This window comes from Pseudomonas sp. TE24901, assembly GCF_054058375.1.
The window spans coordinates 1-16,929 of the sequence record NZ_JBSSAF010000018.1 but is presented as its reverse complement, the minus strand read 5'-3'; the positions used below and the strand labels follow the sequence as shown (position 1 = coordinate 16,929).

Genomic DNA, 16,929 nt, shown 5'->3' with positions numbered 1-16,929 from the left:
CCGGCAAGGGCTCATGATTTCAACCCACTTGCAGCTCGGTGGAACGGCCGGTGGCCTTGAAGAAAGCCAGCACGGCAATGCCCAGCGCGATCCAGCACGTCCCGCCAACCTTGGCGTAGATATCGGAATTGACCAGCACGTAGCTGATGATCACAAAGCCGATCAGCGGCACCAGCCCATGCACCACCCGGCGACCGGCGCCACGGTAGTGCCAGGCCACGGCCACATGAAGCAGCAGGAATGCGGTCAGCGCACCAAAGTTGCACATGGACGCCAGCAAGTTGATCTGCCCCACAAAGAACAGCCCCAGCACCAGGCTCAAGCCCGCCACCAGCAACGTGGCGCGTTGCGGCACGCCGGTGACCGGGTGCACCTGGCTCAGAAACTGCGGCAACTGGCGGTCGCGGGCCATGGCGAACAACAGCCGTGAAGTCGCCGCCTGGGCCACCAACGAGTTGGCAATGGCCGCGCCGATGGCCACGGCCAGGGCGATCACCACCTGCAACCAGGGACCGGCCACCAGGCGGCCGATTTCGTAGAACGCGTTGTTCGACGCATCGGCATCCGGGTACTGCACCAGGTTGGGCTGCAACAGCGCCGCCAGCCAGGTCTGCACCATGAACAGCGCCGCTACCAAGGCCAGCGCCCACAGGGTTGCACGCCCGACGGCGCGGCTGCCGCCACGGGTTTCCTCCGACAAGGTGGAAATCGCATCAAAGCCCAGGAACGACAGCACCGCCACCGACAGCGCACTGAAGATCAGCGGCAAGGAAAACTCGGCCGGGTTGTACAACGGCTTCATCGTCCAGCTGGCGCCATTCACACCGTTGCTGATCGCGATACTCGCCAGCACCACAAACACCACCAGCACCACCAGTTGCCCATAGAGGAACAAGCGGTTGGCACGGGCCGTGGTCTGGATACCGCGCAGGTTGACCAGCGTATTGAGTACCACGAAAAACACGATCCACAACGGCTGGGGCACCGAAGGGATCACGTTGGCCATGGCATTGGCGCCGATCACATACAGCAAGGTCGGCACCAACAGGTAATCGAGCAGGATCGCCCAGCCTGCCAGAAACCCCAGCTGGCTGCTCAGCCCGCGCCCCACATAGGCATACACCGAGCCTGCCACCGGGAACGCATGGGACATCTGCTGGTAGCTGATGGCGGTGAACAGCATCGCGACAAAGCCGATCAGGTAGGTCAGCGGGACCATGCCGTGGCTGGCGTCGAACACCCCGCCAAAGATCGAGAATGGCGCCAGCGGCACCATGAACACCATGCCGTAGATCAGCAGGTCGCCGAGGCTCAGTTGGCGCTTGAGTTGTTGGGTATATCCGAAACGCGCGAGGTCCGCGCTGTCACCGGGGGTGGAAGGGTCGATCATGATGGCGCTCCGCAAGGGTTGAACACAAAGCTCACTCTAGGGCGACGCAAGCCCGCGCTCTATCCTGAAAACTACTAGGTTTTGGCCTTGGCAGAGTGTTTGCTTGCAAACCTGCGCAGCCCAACGCCCGGAGGCGCCATGCACACCGACCTGATGAGATTCAGCGAACACCTCGCCCACACCACGACGCTGGACGCGTGCCTGGCCGAGGTTCAGGTCGCCACCCAGCAACTGGGTTTCAAGACGCTGATCTACGACTACGCGCCCGTACCCGTCAGCCATGAGGGCGCGCTGATCACACCGTCGGTGTTCAAGACCCTGGATGCGCCGAGCGACATGCACGCGCTGTGGTGCGAGCGCGGTTACTACCAGATCGATCCCGTGCAGCAATGCGCCGCCCGCCGCACCACGCCGTTTGCCTGGTCCTTCAGCACCGACGCGCCCTGGAGCGGCACCCTCACCGACGCCCACCGCCCGGTGGCCCACTATATTCGCGACTACGGCCTGAGCACCGGGCTGACCGTCCCGTTGCACCTGCCCGACGGCGGCTTCGCCACCCTTACCGCGATTGTCGACGGCACGCCCGCCGATGCCGAGCGACAAGCCCAGCACAACCTTGGCGAGATGCTGGTACTGGCCCACGCCTTCCAGGCCCGGGCCAGCGAGCTGCTGGCGCCGGCCGAGCGCTGCTGCAGCCACATCCACCTCACCCGCCGCGAGCGCGAGTGCCTGCAGCATTCGGCCAAGGGGCTCACGGCCAAGGGCATTGCCGCCACGCTCCACCGCTCCGAAGCCACGGTCAACCTGCACCTGATCGGCGCGGCGCGCAAACTGGGCGCACGCAATCGCGTCGAAGCCGTGGTGCGCGGCCTGCATTACCGGTTGGTGGAAGTCTGAGAACCTAGCATTTTTGCCAGTGCCCTTGCCGCGCACTTTTGACTAGCCTGTACCTCATTGATCCCCAAGGAGGTACACAACATGCAGGTTCGCGAAGGTTATGCCGATTTCCGTGGCCATCGGACGTGGTTCCGGGTCACCGGCGACTTGAATTCAGGGCGCCTGCCCTTGATCGTCGCCCACGGCGGCCCCGGCTGCACCCATGATTACGTCGACAGCTTCAAAGACCTGGCCAGCACCGGCCGCGCCGTGGTGCATTACGACCAACTCGGCAATGGCCGTTCGACCCACCTGCGTGACGCCGCCAGCGATTTCTGGACCGTGGAGCTGTTTCTCGCCGAACTGAACAACCTGGTCGCCCACCTGGGCATCCGCGACTACGCCCTGCTGGGCCAGTCCTGGGGCGGCATGCTCGGGGCCGAACACGCGGTGCGCCAACCGGCCGGCCTTAAAGCCTTGATCATCGCCAACTCGCCGGCGTCCATGGACCTGTGGTGCGAAGCCGCCCACGAGCTGCGCCAGGCACTGCCGGCGGAGGTGCAGGCCACCCTGCTGCAGCATGAAAACGCCGGCACCACCGACAGCGCTGAATACCGCGCCGCCTCGGACGTGTTTTACGCACGCCATGTGTGCCGCCTCGACCCGGTGCCCGACGATGTGGCGCGCACCTACGCGGCCATCGACGACGACCCCACCGTGTACCACGCCATGAATGGTCCGACTGAATTCCACGTGATCGGCAGCATGCGCCACTGGAGCATCATCGATCGGCTGTCGCAGATCCAGGTGCCGACGCTGCTGATTTCCGGGCGCTACGATGAAGCCACCCCGGCGACCGTGCAGCCGTTTGCCGACGGCATCGCCGATGTGCGCTGGCAGATCTTCGAACAGTCCAGCCATATGCCCCACGTGGAAGAGCGCGAGGCGTGCATGGCGTGTGTGGCAGCGTTTCTGGAACAACGCGACGGCTGATCCCAGCTCCCCGTCAACACCCGCCGCAAGCGCATGACCCCGCCGGTCATGCTAATTCGCTCTTGTCTATTGTGATTCTCGTATTATGGTATACCATCATACGCAGACCTCACCTTAGACGGAGCACCCCATGAGTTTTGAAATCCGCAAAATCGTCAGCTACGTAGACCAGACCTTTATCGAAGGCGGCAAAGCCTCGGATACGCCGGTGACCATGGTCGGCCTGGCCGTGGTGCTGAAGAACCCGTGGCTGGGCCGCGGTTTCGTCGAAGATCTGAAACCGGAAATCCGCGCCAACTGCTCCGACCTCGGCGCACTGATGGTCGAACGCCTGGTGGGCATCATCGGCGGTGCCGAGAAGATCGAGGCCTACGGCAAAGCGGCAGTGGTCGGCGCCGACGGCGAGATCGAGCACGCCTCGGCGATCATCCACACCCTGCGCTTTGGCAATCACTACCGCGAAGCGGTCAAGGCCAAGAGCTACCTGAGCTTCACCAACAAGCGCGGTGGCCCGGGCACGTCGATCCAGATCCCGATGATGCACAAGGACGACGAAGGCCTGCGCTCGCACTACATCACCCTGGAAATGCAGATCGAAGACGCTCCGCGTGCCGACGAAATCGTCGTGGTACTGGGTTGCGCCGACGGTGGCCGCCTGCATCCGCGCATCGGAAACCGCTACATCGACCTGGAAGAACTGGCCGCCGAAAAGGCCCAGTGAGGCCCAGTCGATAACCCAACAAGAAAAGGCATGCAGGAGCGCTCCATGATTCGGCTCACCGCTGAACGCACCCCGGCTGGCACCAGTTATCTGGCGACCGGCCAAGGCCAGCCTGTGGTTTTGATCCACGGCGTGGGCCTGAATAAAGAAATGTGGGGCGGGCAAGTCGTTGGCCTGGCCACGAACTACCGCGTGATCACCTATGACATGCTCGGCCACGGCGCCAGCCCGCGCCCGGCCGCCGGCACGCCGCTGTTGGGCTATGCCGACCAGCTGCTGGAACTGCTCGACCACCTGCAACTGCCCCAGGCCACGGTGATCGGCTTTTCGATGGGCGGCCTGGTCGCCCGGGCGTTTGCCCTGCAGTACCCCGAACGCCTCAAAGGCCTGGTGGTGCTTAACAGTGTGTTCAATCGCAGCTCCGAGCAGCGGGCCGGCGTGATCGCCCGCACCGCCCAGGCCGCCGAACACGGGCCGGACGCCAACGCCGAAGCGGCGCTGTCGCGCTGGTTCAGCCGCGAATACCAGGCGGCCAACCCGGCGCAGATCGCAGCACTGCGCGAAACCCTGGCGGGCAATGATCCCCAGGGCTACCTCACGACTTATGAACTGTTTGCGACCCAGGACATGTACCGCGCCGACGACCTCAAGACCCTGCGCGCGCCAACCCTGGTCGCCACGGGCGAACTCGACCCGGGCTCAACCCCGGAAATGGCGCGCCAGCTGGCTGATCGCATTCCCGGTGCCACCGTTGCGGTGCTGGCCGAGCAACGGCATATGATGCCGGTAGAATCGCCGCGCCTGGTCAATCAGCTGCTGCTGGGCTTTCTTGACACGGTGTACGCCCAAAACAACCCAATAAAGGGGATCGTTGCATGACGCTTGAACGCTTCCAGATGTGCATCGGCGGTGAATGGGTCGATGCCTTGTCCGGCAAGACCTTCGACAGCCTCAACCCGGCGCTGGCCGAACCTTGGGCGCAACTGCCCGACGCCGATGAGGCCGATGTGGAGCGCGCTGTACAGGCTGCCCAAGCGGCGTTCGACAGTCCGGCCTGGCGCGGCCTCACCGCCACCGCGCGGGGCAAACTGCTGCGCCGCCTGGGTGATTTGATCGCCGAGAACAAAGAGCAACTGGCCCAGCTGGAAAGCCGCGACAACGGCAAGCTGATCCGCGAAACCCGCGGCCAGGTCAGCTACCTGCCCGAGTTTTTCCACTACACCGCAGGCCTGGCCGACAAGCTTGAAGGCGGCACCCTGCCCCTGGACAAGCCGGACCTGTTTGCCTACACCGTGCACGAAGCCATGGGCGTGGTCGCTGCGATCATTCCGTGGAACAGTCCGCTGTACCTGACTGCGATCAAACTCGCGCCAGCCTTGGCAGCGGGCAATACCATTGTGATCAAGCCGTCCGAGCACGCCTCGGCGACCATCCTCGAACTGGCCCGCCTGGCGCTGCAAGCCGGCATTCCCCCAGGTGTGGTCAACGTGGTCACCGGCTACGGCCCGAGCACGGGCGCCGCCCTCACCCGCCACCCGCTGGTGCGCAAGATCGCCTTCACCGGCGGCGCGGCCACCGCTCGCCATGTGGTGCGCAGCAGCGCGGAGAACTTCGCCAAGCTGTCCCTGGAACTGGGTGGCAAGTCGCCGAACATCATCTTTGCCGATGCCGACCTGGACAGCGCCATCAACGGCGCGATTGCCGGTATCTATGCCGCGTCCGGGCAGAGCTGCGTGTCCGGATCGCGGCTGCTGGTGCAGGACGAAATCTACGACGAATTCGTCGAGCGCCTGGTGGCGCGCGCCCAACGCATTCGCATCGGCAACCCGCAAGACGACGCCAGTGAAATGGGCCCCATGGCCACCGCGCAGCAACTGGCCGTGGTCGAAGGCCTGGTGGCCGATGCGATCGCCGAAGGTGCGCGCCTGCGTACCGGCGGCAAGCGCCCGCAGAACCTGGGTGAAGGCTGGTTCTATGAGCCGACGCTGTTCGAGTGCGACCGCAACTCGATGAAGATCATGCAGGAAGAAGTGTTCGGCCCGGTGGCCTCGGTGATCCGCTTCACCGACGAAGCCGAAGCCCTGGCCATCGCCAACGACTCGCAGTTCGGCCTCGCCGCTGGCATCTGGACCCGCGACCTGGGCCGCGCCCATCGCCTGGCCCGGGACGTGCGCTCAGGCATCATCTGGGTTAACACCTACCGCGCCGTATCGGCCATGGCGCCCATCGGTGGCTTCAAGAACAGTGGCTATGGACGCGAAAGCGGCATCGATTCGGTGCTGGCCTACACCGAGCTGAAAACGGTGTGGATCAACCTGTCCCAGGCGCCCATGCCTGATCCTTTTGTGATGCGCTAGGAGTCCCCTGCCATGATCGAACCCGGCATTTACAAAGACGTGATGAGCTCGTTCCCGTCCGGTGTCACGGTGGTGACCACCCTCGACCCGGACGGCGGCATCGTCGGCATCACCGCCAGCGCCTTCAGTGCGTTGTCGATTGACCCAGCACTGGTGCTGTTCTGCCCCAACTATGCTTCCGATACCTACCCGGTGCTGCGCGACAGCAAGCGCTTTGCGATCCACCTGCTGTCCGCCGACCAGACCGCCGAGGCCTATGCGTTTGCCGGCAAGGGCAAGGAAAAAGCCAAGGGGATCGAGTGGCACCTGAGCGAATTGGGCAACCCGCTGCTGGCCAAGGCCACGGCGATCATCGAGTGCGAGCTGTGGCGTGAATACGACGGCGGCGACCACGCGATCATCGTCGGTGCAGTGAAGAACCTGATCCTGCCTGCGCAGCCGGTCACGCCGATGGTCTACCACAAAGGCAAGCTGGGCCCTTTGCCAGCCCTGGCCTGAGGCCTGCCGGGGGTGGTGAGGGTTTGTCGCTTAAAGGACATCGCGTGATAAACTCGCCGGCAATTTAGGCCCTCGACCGGCCCCCAGTTAACCGTTACATACAGAGCAGACCCCATGAAACGCCTGCCACTCGACGACAGCTTCAAGGTCAATCACAACCCGGTCACCCTGCGGGAAATCGTGCTGGAAAAACTGCGCAGCGCGATCATGAACTTCCAACTGCTGCCCGGCGACCGCCTGGTGGAACGCGACCTGTGCGACCGCCTCGGCGTCAGCCGTACCTCGGTGCGTGAAGCCTTGCGTCACCTGGAGTCCGAAGGCCTGGTGGAGTTTGCCGATGCCAAGGGCCCGCAAGTGGCAATCATCACCCTGGCCGACGCTGTCGACATCTACGAGCTGCGTTGCGTACTCGAAGGCTTGATCGTGCAGTTGTTCACCCTGCGCGCCAAAGCCAAGGACATCAAGGCCCTGGAAAAAGCCCTGGACGATAACCGCAAAGCCCTCAAGGATGGCGAATTGCAGCAGGTGATCGACTCGGTGCAGGGGTTCTACGACGTGCTGCTGGAAGGTTCGGGCAACCACGTCGCTGCCACCCAGCTGCGCCAGTTGCAGGCGCGTATCAGCTACTTGCGTGCTACCTCGGTGTCCCAGGAAAACCGCCGTGGCGCCAGCAACCAGGAAATGGAACGCATGGTCGAGGCGATCAAGAGCCGCGACCCGCTGGCCGCCCACCAGGCCTGCGTCGATCACGTGCGCGCCGCCGCTGCCGTAGCCCTGGAGTACCTCAAGCGCAAACAGGACGAGACCGGCAAAGTCCCCGAGATCACCCTGCCCATCGCCCTCAAAGAACCGCGCATAGGTCACTGACCGTGTTCAGCCCCAGCTTTTGCCCGAAATGCGGCGGCAGTGACTTAGGTCACCAGCTGCCACCGGGCGATACCCATGAGCGCCTGATGTGCCGGGGCTGCGGCTATATCCACTACATCAATCCCAAGATCATTGCCGGCTGCATCATCGAGCAGGACGGCAAGTACCTGTTGTGCCAGCGGGCGATTCCACCCCGCCCAGGCACGTGGACACTGCCCGCAGGCTTCATGGAAGGCGGCGAGACCACCGAACAGGCCGCATTGCGCGAGGTATGGGAAGAAAGCGGTGTGCGGGCGGAAATCGTTTCGCCCTACTCCATCTTCAGCGTGCCGACGATCAGCGAGGTGTACATCATCTTCCGCGCCATTGCGCTGGAGATCACCGGGCAATTCGGGCCGGAAACCCTCGACTACAAGTTCTTCGCCCCCGAGGACATTCCCTGGGAAAGCATCTATTACCCGGCGATCCGGCAGATCCTGGAGCGGTATATCGAGGAGCGCCAGGCCGGGGTGTATGGCATCTACATCGGCAATGACGACAGCGGCAAAATCCATTTCATCCGCTGATCTCCAGGCAAAATCGGGTCCAAATGTGGGAGCGGGCTTGCTCGCGAATGCGGCATGTCAGTCAACTGATTCGTCGGCTGATGCACTGCATTCGCGAGCAAGCCCGCTCCCACATTTAGATCAATTGATACCCGATAAATCTACGGTTCCAACCCTTCCACAATAATGATCTGCGCCTGCGCCACGCCCTCCCGATGCGCCTTGGCGTCCTGGTACTCCTTGGACTCGTAGCAGGCCACCGCCTGGTCGTAGTTATCAAATTCAATCACCACGTTGCGCGCCCTTGCCGGCCCGCCTTCCAGCGCAATGCTGCGCCCACCCCTGGCCAGGAACCGCCCGCCATACTTTGCAAACGCCGCCGGGCCACGGCTGGCGTACTGCGTGTACTGCTCGGCATCCGCCACATCCACATGGGCAATCCAGTAAGCCTTCATCGGGACATCCTCTTATTCAAATTTTGTGGTATACCATAATACATACAACCAACAAATCGAGCACCCTACTATGAGCTTCAACAGCATCGCAGACATCATCGAGGACTACCGCCAAGGCAAGATGGTATTGCTGGTGGACGATGAAGACCGCGAAAACGAAGGCGACCTGTTGCTGCCTGCTGCGTGCTGCACCGCCGAGACTATCAGTTTCATGGCCCGCGAAGCCCGTGGCTTGATCTGCCTGACCCTCACCGATGAACATTGCCAGCGCCTGGGCCTCGAGCAGATGGTGCCGAGCAACGGCAGCGTGTTCAGCACGGCGTTTACCGTCTCCATTGAAGCCGCCACCGGCGTGACGACCGGCATCAGCGCCGCCGACCGCGCGCGCACCGTCGCGGCGGCTGTCGCACTTGATGCGGGGCCAGCCGATATCGTGCAACCGGGGCATATCTTCCCGCTGCGGGCCAAGGACGGCGGCGTGCTCACCCGCGCCGGCCATACGGAGGCAGGTTGTGACCTGGCACGACTCGCCGGGCACACACCGGCCTCGGTGATCGTCGAGGTGATGAACGACGACGGCACCATGGCCCGCCGCCCCGACCTGGAGGTGTTCGCGCGCAAGCACGGGATCAAGATCGGCACCATCGCCGACCTGATCCACTATCGCCTCAGCACCGAGCGCACCGTGGTGCGAATCGGCGAGCGTGACCTGCCGACGGTGCATGGCACCTTCCGCCTGATCACCTTTGAAGACCGCATTGACGGCGGCGTGCACATGGCCATGGTCATGGGCCAATTGCGCCGGGATGTGCCTGCGTTGGTCCGCGTGCATGTGATCGACCCGCTGCGCGACCTGGTGGGCGCCGAATACAGCGGCCCGTCGAACTGGACGCTGTGGGCCGCGCTGCAACGCGTCGCAGCAGAAGGCAGCGGTGTGGTGGTGGTCCTCGCCAACCACGAATCCTCCCAAGCCCTGCTGGAGCGGGTTCCGCAGTTGACCCAGACACCCCGCCAGTTCAGCCGTTCGCAGTCGCGGATTTATTCGGAAGTGGGCACCGGTGCGCAAATCCTGCAAGACCTCGGTGTCGGTCAACTGCGTCACCTCGGCCCTCCCCTCAAATATGCCGGTTTGACCGGCTACGACCTGGAAGTGGTGGAGAGCATCCCGTTCACTGAATGAACCTGGCCAGATGGCCGGCATGGCAAAATGCTTGCGCAAATGTTGGAATACCATAATATGATATTCCATAGGTTGAATGACGCTCGAAACGTCATCCACACCGACTGCTCCCGATAGGCGGGCACTCAAAAGCCCCGCTCATAAACACAACAATGAGGGCGTAAAAATGGTGTTGAACAAACAGCTCGGCGCAATCCTGTTCGCAGGCTTGCTGGCAACCGCCACCCAGGCGGCCTTGGCAGCCGAAAGCGTGAACTTTGTCAGCTGGGGCGGCAGCACCCAGGAAGCGCAGAAACAGGCGTGGGCCGACCCTTTCAGCAAAGCCAGCGGCATCACCGTGGTGCAAGACGGCCCTACCGACTACGGCAAACTCAAAGCCATGGTCGAAAGCGGCAACGTGCAGTGGGATGTGGTCGATGTAGAAGCCGACTTCGCCCTGCGCGCCGCTGCCGAAGGCCTGCTTGAGCCCCTCGATTTCTCGGTGATCCAGCGTGACAAGATCGACCCACGGTTTGTCTCCGATCATGGCGTCGGCTCGTTCTTTTTCTCCTTCGTGCTCGGCTATAACGAAGGCAAGCTCGGCGCCGGCAAGCCACAAGACTGGACTGCGCTCTTCGACACCAAGACCTACCCCGGTAAACGCGCCCTCTACAAATGGCCAAGCCCTGGCGTGCTCGAACTGGCGCTGCTGGCCGACGGCGTCCCCGCCGACAAGCTCTACCCCCTGGACCTGGACCGCGCCTTCAAGAAGCTCGACACCATCAAGAAAGACATCGTCTGGTGGGGCGGCGGTGCGCAGTCACAGCAACTGCTGGCCTCCGGCGAAGTCAGCATGGGCCAGTTCTGGAACGGCCGAATCCACGCCCTGCAGGAAGACGGCGCACCGGTAGGCGTGAGCTGGAAACAGAACCTGGTGATGGCCGACATCCTCGTCGTGCCCAAAGGCAGCAAGAACAAAGCCGCAGCGATGAAGTTCCTGGCCAACGCCAGTAGCGCCAAGGGCCAGGCCGACTTCTCCAACCTGACCGCTTATGCACCGGTGAACATCGACAGCGTGCAGCGCCTGGATTCAGTCCTGGCACCGAACCTGCCGACGGCGTACGCCAAGGACCAGATCACCCTCGATTTCGCCTACTGGGCCAAGAACGGTCCGGCCATTGCGACACGGTGGAATGAATGGCTAGTCAAATGAAAATGGCGGCAACCACACCGAGCGGCAGTACCCTCGGTGCCCGCGGCGCGGTTTCAGGCGGCGGCGCATCGCCGTCCCTGGCTCAGCGCTGGAAGGGGTCGAGCAACCTGATCCCTGCCCTGCTGTTTCTGGGGTTGTTCTTCCTAGCCCCCCTGATCGGCCTGCTGTTGCGCGGCGTGCTGGAGCCGGTGCCGGGGCTGGGCAACTACGCGGAGCTGTTCGCCAACTCGGCGTACGCGCGGGTGCTGCTCAACACCTTTTCGGTGGCGGGGCTGGTGACCCTGTTCAGCCTGTTGCTCGGCTTTCCACTGGCCTGGGCGATCACCCTGGTGCCACGGGGCTGGGGCCGCTGGGTGTTGAATATTGTGCTGTTGTCGATGTGGACCAGCCTGCTGGCCCGCACCTACTCCTGGCTCGTGCTGCTGCAAGCGTCGGGGGTGATCAACAAGGCGCTGATGGCCATGGGCATCATCGATCAGCCGCTGGAGATGGTCCACAACCTCACCGGCGTGGTGATCGGCATGAGCTACATCATGATCCCGTTTATCGTGCTGCCCTTGCAGGCGACCATGCAGGCCATCGACCCGATGATCCTGCAGGCCGGCTCCATTTGCGGCGCAAGCCCATGGACCAACTTCTTCCGGGTGTTCCTGCCGCTTTGCCGGCCGGGGTTGTTCTCCGGTGGCTTGATGGTGTTTGTGATGTCCCTCGGTTACTACGTCACCCCGGCGCTGCTGGGCGGAGCGCAGAACATGATGCTGCCTGAGTTCATCATCCAGCAGGTGCAATCGTTCCTCAATTGGGGCCTGGCCAGTGCCGGTGCCGCGTTGCTGATCTTTATCACGCTGGTGTTGTTCTACTTCTACCTGAAGCTCCAGCCGGAATCCCCGGTTGGCGCCAGCAACACGAGGTAAGTCGTCATGCTCCTGACCCCCAATGCCATGAGTCGCAGGATGCGCTTGGGCCTCTACACCACCACCGGCATTATTGGCCTGTTCCTGCTGTTGCCGATCGTGTTCATCGTGCTGCTGTCATTCGGTTCCTCCCAATGGCTGGTGTTCCCGCCGCCGGGCTGGACCCTGAAATGGTACGGCCAGTTCTTCTCCAATGCCGACTGGATGAACGCGGCCATGGCCAGCCTCAAGGTGGCGGTGTTGACCACCGTGTTCGCCGTGGCGCTGGGCTTGCCAACGGCATTCGCCCTGGTGCGCGGGCGCTTCCCCGGCCGCGAACTGCTTTACGGCTTGTTCACCCTGCCGATGATCGTGCCGCTGGTGATCATCGCGGTGGCGGTATATGCACTGTTCCTCAAGCTCGGCTACACCGGCACGATGTTCGCCTTTGTGGTCAGCCATGTGATTGTCGCGCTGCCATTCACCATCATCTCCATCATCAATTCGCTGAAGCTGTTCGACCAGTCGATTGAGGATGCCGCGGTGATCTGCGGCGCATCGCGCCTGCAGGCCGTGTTCAAGGTGACGTTTCCGGCGATCCGCCCCGGCATGGTGGCCGGTGCGCTGTTTGCCTTCCTCGTCTCGTGGGATGAAGTGGTGCTCAGCGTGATGATGGCCAGCCCTACCCTGCAAACCCTTCCCGTGAAAATGTGGACCACCCTGCGCCAGGACCTGACGCCAGTGATCGCAGTGGCTTCGACGCTGCTGATCGGCCTGTCGGTACTGGTCATGGTGATTGCCGCCGTCGCTCGCCGACGCTCCGAAACCCGCGCATGAGCGCCGAGGATCAAGACATGAGTGCAGTGATCAAAGACCCCGCACAGAACCCTGGCCAACCCCTGGTCAGCCTGCGCAACCTGAACAAGCACTACGGCGAATTTGCCGCCGTGGACAACATCTCGCTGGACATCAGGGACGGTGAATTCCTTACCTTCCTCGGCTCCAGCGGCTCGGGCAAAAGCACCACCCTGTCGATGCTGGCCGGCTTTGAAACACCGAGCAGCGGTGAGATCCTGGTAAAGGGTCAATCCCTGGTCAACGTACCGCCGCACAAACGCGACATTGGCATGGTGTTCCAGCGCTACTCGCTGTTCCCGCATTTATCGGTGCGCGACAACATCGCCTTCCCCCTGACGATCCGCAAACTGGCCAGTGCCGAGCGTGAAAAGCGCGTCGACGCCATGCTCAAGCTGGTGCAGCTGGAACCGTTCGCCCATCGCCGCCCTTCGCAACTCTCCGGCGGCCAGCAGCAACGCGTGGCCATCGCCCGGGCGCTGGTGTACGAACCACGCATTTTGCTGATGGACGAACCCCTCGGCGCCCTCGACAAGAAGCTGCGTGAAGACTTGCAGGATGAACTGCGCCAACTGCATCGGCGCCTGGGCATCACCATTGTCTACGTGACCCACGACCAGGAAGAAGCCATGCGCCTGTCTCAGCGCATCGCGATTTTCAGCCACGGCAAGATTGTGGGGTTGGGCAGCGGGTTTGACCTGTACCAGAACCCGCCGAATGCGTTTGTGGCCTCGTTCCTGGGCAACTCCAACTTTCTCAAGCTCAAGGCCCAGGGCAATGCCGTGGCCTCGTTCGAAGGCCAGGCGTTGTCGATACGGCTGACGACCGGGCTGCGTACCGAACAGGATGTGTTGCTGATGGTGCGCCCGGAAAAAGCCCTGGCGCTGAGCGTGGAGCAGGCTAACCTTGAACCCTTGGCCGCCGGCTGGAACGAGGTGTCCGCCATCGTCGGCGAAGTGTTGTTCCTCGGCGAAAGCCAGACCTGCAGTGTAAGAACCCAGGGCGGCACGTCCATGACGGTCAAGGCGCTGTCCGCCGCCGGCATGCCGCTCAAGGCCGGCGACCCGGTGCGGGTGCGCTGGGCCACGGCGGATGCATGTGTGTACACCGAATGGGCCGAAAGCGACCTGAACAAGGCCGCCGGCGCTCACTGAGTCACCCTTGGGCCGCCACAACGTCGGGTTGTGGCGGCCTTTTTTTCGCCCAGGTATTGCGTGCGTCAATCACACCCTCGATCCAGATGCGATCTCGGTTAAACAGGTGGAAGCGATCAAGTCGAATCGTCGCACCGCCGCTCCCATCTTTGAGTCACGGTCAATCAGACCGACAACGTTCAGCACAGGATCAGTCGGTGTAGCCCAACCGCGCGGCCCTGACCTTCTGGGTATGTTGACGCGTTGCCAGGCAGTAATACAACGGACACGTCACCACCAACCCCACCAGCCACGACAGGTCCGCGCCTTCCACCAGGTTGGCCCACGGCCCCACATACAGCGACGTATTGGCAAACGGCAGCTGCACGATGATGCCGATGAAGTACGCCACGATCGCGTGCAGGTTGAAGCGTCCGTAAACCCCGCCATCGGCACGGAAGATCGAGGCAATGTCGTAGGCCCCGCGCTTGATGATGTAGAAGTCGATCAGGTTGATCGACGCCCATGGCACCAGCACCAGCAACAGCGCCAGAATCAAACCGATGAACTGCGAGATAAAGTCCGCCGATGCGCCCAGCGCAACCACACAGCACCCCATGAGGACCACGCCCGACAGCACCACACGCACCTTGATGCTGGGGGTCCAGTGGCTGGCGAAGGTCTGGATCGAGGTGATGATCGACAAGACTGCGCCGTACAGATTCAGCGCGTTGTGGCTGATGATATTGAGCAGGAACAGCACCATCAGGATCGGCCCGAGCACGCCGGTGGCTTGCTTGACCGCGACCATGGCTTCGGTGCCTTCAGGCGTGGCCAATGCCGCAACCAAGCCAAAGGCGAAGGACAGGAAGGTGCCGAGCGTCGCGCCCAGGTAGGTCGCGATAAACGGCCGGGTAATGCCGATATCGGCCGGCAGGTAACGCGAGTAATCGCTGGTGTAGGGCGAAAAGCTGATCTGCCAGATCACGCCCAGCGACACGGTGGCCAGCCAGCCGGCTGCATTGAAGCCGCCCCGGGTGGCGAAATCCGCCGGCAAGTCATGGGCGAAGATAGCGATGAAGCCGGCGAGCAATGCGCCGCCCATCACCCAAGTGCCAATGCGGTTGAGGGAATGGATAAAGCGGTAACCGATCACGCCGATGGCGGTGGCGCTGAGGGCGCCGATCAGGATGCTCGCCGGGACCGGCACCGACGGCACGATGCCAACGATGGACTTGCCAGCCAGCACGATATTGGAAATGAAGAAGCCGATGTAGATCAGTGCCGCGAAGAACACGATCAGCAGCGCGCCGTAACGCCCGAACTGCCCCCGGCTCTGCACCATCTGGGGGATGCCCATGCGCGGCCCCTGGGCTGACGCGAGGGCAATCACGACGCCGCCGAGCATATGCCCGAGGGCAATCGCTAGCAGCCCCCACATCAGGTTGAGATGGAACACCTGGGCCACCATGGCACCGGTGACAATCGGCAGCGGGGCAATGTTGGTGCTGAACCATAAGGTGAACAGGTCGCGGGCCTTTCCATGGCGCTCAGCGAGGGGAACGTAATCGACCGTGTGATTCTCGATCAGGGGGTCTTGCCGTGACATCTGGGGCATGGAAATGAACTCGCGTTGGTCTGATCTTATAGTTGTTTGACGCCAAACCGGGGGCGCTCTATGGCCGCCCCTCAGATGAACACCATATTATGGTATTCCAACATTTTCACAAGACTGATCCGTAGTCTTTGCACGCATCTGCTCTGCAATTGTGCCACAGGCCCCACGCCCACTTCTCGCTGAAACCCCCGTATTTATTGGTTATAAGACCAATGGCCGACACCCGTCGGGCGTTTGAAAAAGCGCTTGCATCATATGTATTACGGTATACCATCAGACATACAAACTCATAAAAACCACCCTACCCTCCGAGGTTCCCATGATCGATGCCGCCCTCTATAAACAAGTGATGGGTTCGTTTCCGTCCGGAGTCACCGTGATCACCACCCTGGATGACGACGGGCAAGTCGTCGGGCTGACCGCCAGTGCATTCAGCTCATTATCGATGGACCCGGCCCTGGTGTTGTTCTGCCCCAACTACAGCTCTGATTCCTATCCGGTGTTGATCAAGAACAAGCGCTTTGCCATCCATGTGCTGTCCGGCGGGCAACAGAACGAAGCCTACGCGTTTGCGCGCAAGGGCAAGGACAAGGCGCAAGGCATCGAATGGACGTTGAGTGAATTGGGCAACCCGATCCTGGCGAACGCCACGGCGGTGATCGAATGCGAGTTGTGGCGCGAATATGAAGGCGGCGACCACGCGATCATGGTGGGTTCGGTGAAGAACCTGATCGTGCCCCAGCAGAACGCCGGGCCGTTGGTGTATTGCCAGGGCAAGATGGGCGCGCTGCCCCTCGTTGCCTGATTATTTCTGATACACCGCAGTGCCTGCGATAGCGGCGGCACAGCCAATAGAGATGTCGCCTGGCCCACCGCCTTCGCAGCCTCGCTAAAGCTCGACAGCTCCCACAGGGATTTGTGCAACGACGAAGATCCCCTGTGGGAGCTGGCTTGCCTGAGATAGCGGCGGCACAGCCAATAGAGATGTCACCTGGCCCACCGCCTTCGCAGCCTCGCTAAAGCTCGACAGCTCCCACAGGGATTTGTGCAACGACGAAGATCCACTGTGGGAGCTGGCTTGCCTGCGATAGCGGCGGCACAGCCAATAGAGATGTCACCTGACCCGCCGCCTTCACAGCCTCGCTAAAGCTCGACAGCTCCCACAGGGATTTGTGCAACGACGAAGATCCCCTGTGGGAGCTGGCTTGCCTGCGATAGCGGCGGCACAGCTAATAGAGATGTCGCCTGGCCCACCGCCTTCGCAGCCTCGCTAAAGCTCGACAGCTCCCACAGGGATTTGTGCAACGATGAAGATCCCCTGTGGGAGCTGGCTTGCCTGCGATAGCGGCGGCACAG

The 16,929-nt window shown here is 62.4% G+C and carries 17 protein-coding genes; 14 read left to right on the top strand and 3 right to left on the bottom strand.

Features of this window, described 5'->3' with window-relative positions:
- Positions 1-19: 19 nt before the first annotated feature.
- Positions 20-1,390: an APC family permease gene (locus ACVWVP_RS27365; protein WP_178919647.1), complete on the bottom strand. Its 1,371-nt coding sequence runs from the start codon at positions 1,388-1,390 to the stop codon at positions 20-22.
- Positions 1,391-1,528: 138 nt separating this feature from the next.
- On the opposite strand from ACVWVP_RS27365, the gene ACVWVP_RS27360 reads away from it, so the two are divergent.
- From ACVWVP_RS27360 to ACVWVP_RS27325, 8 genes are all read left to right on the top strand, one after another.
- Positions 1,529-2,287 carry a helix-turn-helix transcriptional regulator gene (locus tag ACVWVP_RS27360; RefSeq protein WP_457409103.1) on the top strand — a complete coding sequence of 253 codons (759 nt, stop codon included), beginning with the start codon at positions 1,529-1,531 and terminating at the stop codon, positions 2,285-2,287.
- Between the two features lie 81 nt (positions 2,288-2,368).
- Positions 2,369-3,259 (top strand): proline iminopeptidase-family hydrolase, encoded by an 891-nt coding sequence (locus tag ACVWVP_RS27355; protein ID WP_457409101.1) that lies wholly within the window; start codon positions 2,369-2,371, stop codon positions 3,257-3,259.
- Between the two features lie 130 nt (positions 3,260-3,389).
- A complete protein-coding gene (locus ACVWVP_RS27350) occupies positions 3,390-3,980 on the top strand; it encodes an amino acid synthesis family protein (RefSeq protein WP_178919644.1) in 591 nt (196 codons plus the stop codon).
- A gap of 45 nt (positions 3,981-4,025) precedes the next feature.
- Positions 4,026-4,859: an alpha/beta fold hydrolase gene (locus ACVWVP_RS27345; protein WP_457409097.1), complete on the top strand. Its 834-nt coding sequence runs from the start codon at positions 4,026-4,028 to the stop codon at positions 4,857-4,859.
- Entirely contained in the window at positions 4,856-6,337 is a 1,482-nt protein-coding gene (locus ACVWVP_RS27340) for an aldehyde dehydrogenase (RefSeq protein ID WP_457409095.1), read from the top strand. Before ACVWVP_RS27345 ends, ACVWVP_RS27340 begins: the two co-directional genes overlap by 4 nt.
- A gap of 12 nt (positions 6,338-6,349) precedes the next feature.
- Positions 6,350-6,835, top strand: coding sequence for a flavin reductase family protein (locus ACVWVP_RS27335; RefSeq protein ID WP_178919641.1), 486 nt, complete (start codon positions 6,350-6,352; stop codon positions 6,833-6,835).
- A gap of 114 nt (positions 6,836-6,949) precedes the next feature.
- Entirely contained in the window at positions 6,950-7,702 is a 753-nt protein-coding gene (locus ACVWVP_RS27330) for a GntR family transcriptional regulator (protein ID WP_457409092.1), read from the top strand.
- A 2-nt stretch (positions 7,703-7,704) separates the two neighbouring features.
- Complete coding sequence (locus tag ACVWVP_RS27325) at positions 7,705-8,268, top strand: NUDIX hydrolase (RefSeq protein WP_457409090.1); 564 nt, start codon at positions 7,705-7,707, stop codon at positions 8,266-8,268.
- 140 nt (positions 8,269-8,408) lie between these two features.
- Here ACVWVP_RS27325 and ACVWVP_RS27320 read toward each other — a convergent pair whose 3' ends face one another.
- Positions 8,409-8,702, bottom strand: coding sequence for a DUF1330 domain-containing protein (locus ACVWVP_RS27320; protein WP_457409088.1), 294 nt, complete (start codon positions 8,700-8,702; stop codon positions 8,409-8,411).
- Between the two features lie 70 nt (positions 8,703-8,772).
- Here ACVWVP_RS27320 and ribBA point away from each other — a divergent pair, with 70 nt between their 5' ends.
- From ribBA to ACVWVP_RS27295, 5 genes are all read left to right on the top strand, one after another.
- A complete protein-coding gene (ribBA, locus tag ACVWVP_RS27315) occupies positions 8,773-9,882 on the top strand; it encodes a bifunctional 3,4-dihydroxy-2-butanone-4-phosphate synthase/GTP cyclohydrolase II (RefSeq protein ID WP_457409086.1) in 1,110 nt (369 codons plus the stop codon).
- 166 nt (positions 9,883-10,048) lie between these two features.
- Complete coding sequence (locus tag ACVWVP_RS27310) at positions 10,049-11,074, top strand: ABC transporter substrate-binding protein (RefSeq protein ID WP_178919636.1); 1,026 nt, start codon at positions 10,049-10,051, stop codon at positions 11,072-11,074.
- Positions 11,071-11,988 carry an ABC transporter permease gene (locus ACVWVP_RS27305; RefSeq protein ID WP_178919782.1) on the top strand — a complete coding sequence of 306 codons (918 nt, stop codon included), beginning with the start codon at positions 11,071-11,073 and terminating at the stop codon, positions 11,986-11,988. Before ACVWVP_RS27310 ends, ACVWVP_RS27305 begins: the two co-directional genes overlap by 4 nt.
- Positions 11,989-11,994: 6 nt before the next feature.
- A complete protein-coding gene (locus tag ACVWVP_RS27300) occupies positions 11,995-12,804 on the top strand; it encodes an ABC transporter permease (protein ID WP_178919635.1) in 810 nt (269 codons plus the stop codon).
- 17 nt (positions 12,805-12,821) lie between these two features.
- On the top strand, positions 12,822-13,976 hold the full coding sequence (locus ACVWVP_RS27295) for an ABC transporter ATP-binding protein (RefSeq protein WP_457409084.1): 1,155 nt from the start codon (positions 12,822-12,824) through the stop codon (positions 13,974-13,976).
- A gap of 190 nt (positions 13,977-14,166) precedes the next feature.
- Here the strand turns inward: ACVWVP_RS27295 and ACVWVP_RS27290 are convergent, their stop codons facing one another.
- Positions 14,167-15,573, bottom strand: coding sequence for a purine-cytosine permease family protein (locus ACVWVP_RS27290; RefSeq protein WP_178919633.1), 1,407 nt, complete (start codon positions 15,571-15,573; stop codon positions 14,167-14,169).
- Between the two features lie 319 nt (positions 15,574-15,892).
- On the opposite strand from ACVWVP_RS27290, the gene ACVWVP_RS27285 reads away from it, so the two are divergent.
- Positions 15,893-16,378 (top strand): flavin reductase family protein, encoded by a 486-nt coding sequence (locus ACVWVP_RS27285; RefSeq protein WP_178919632.1) that lies wholly within the window; start codon positions 15,893-15,895, stop codon positions 16,376-16,378.
- Positions 16,379-16,929: the final 551 nt, after the last annotated feature.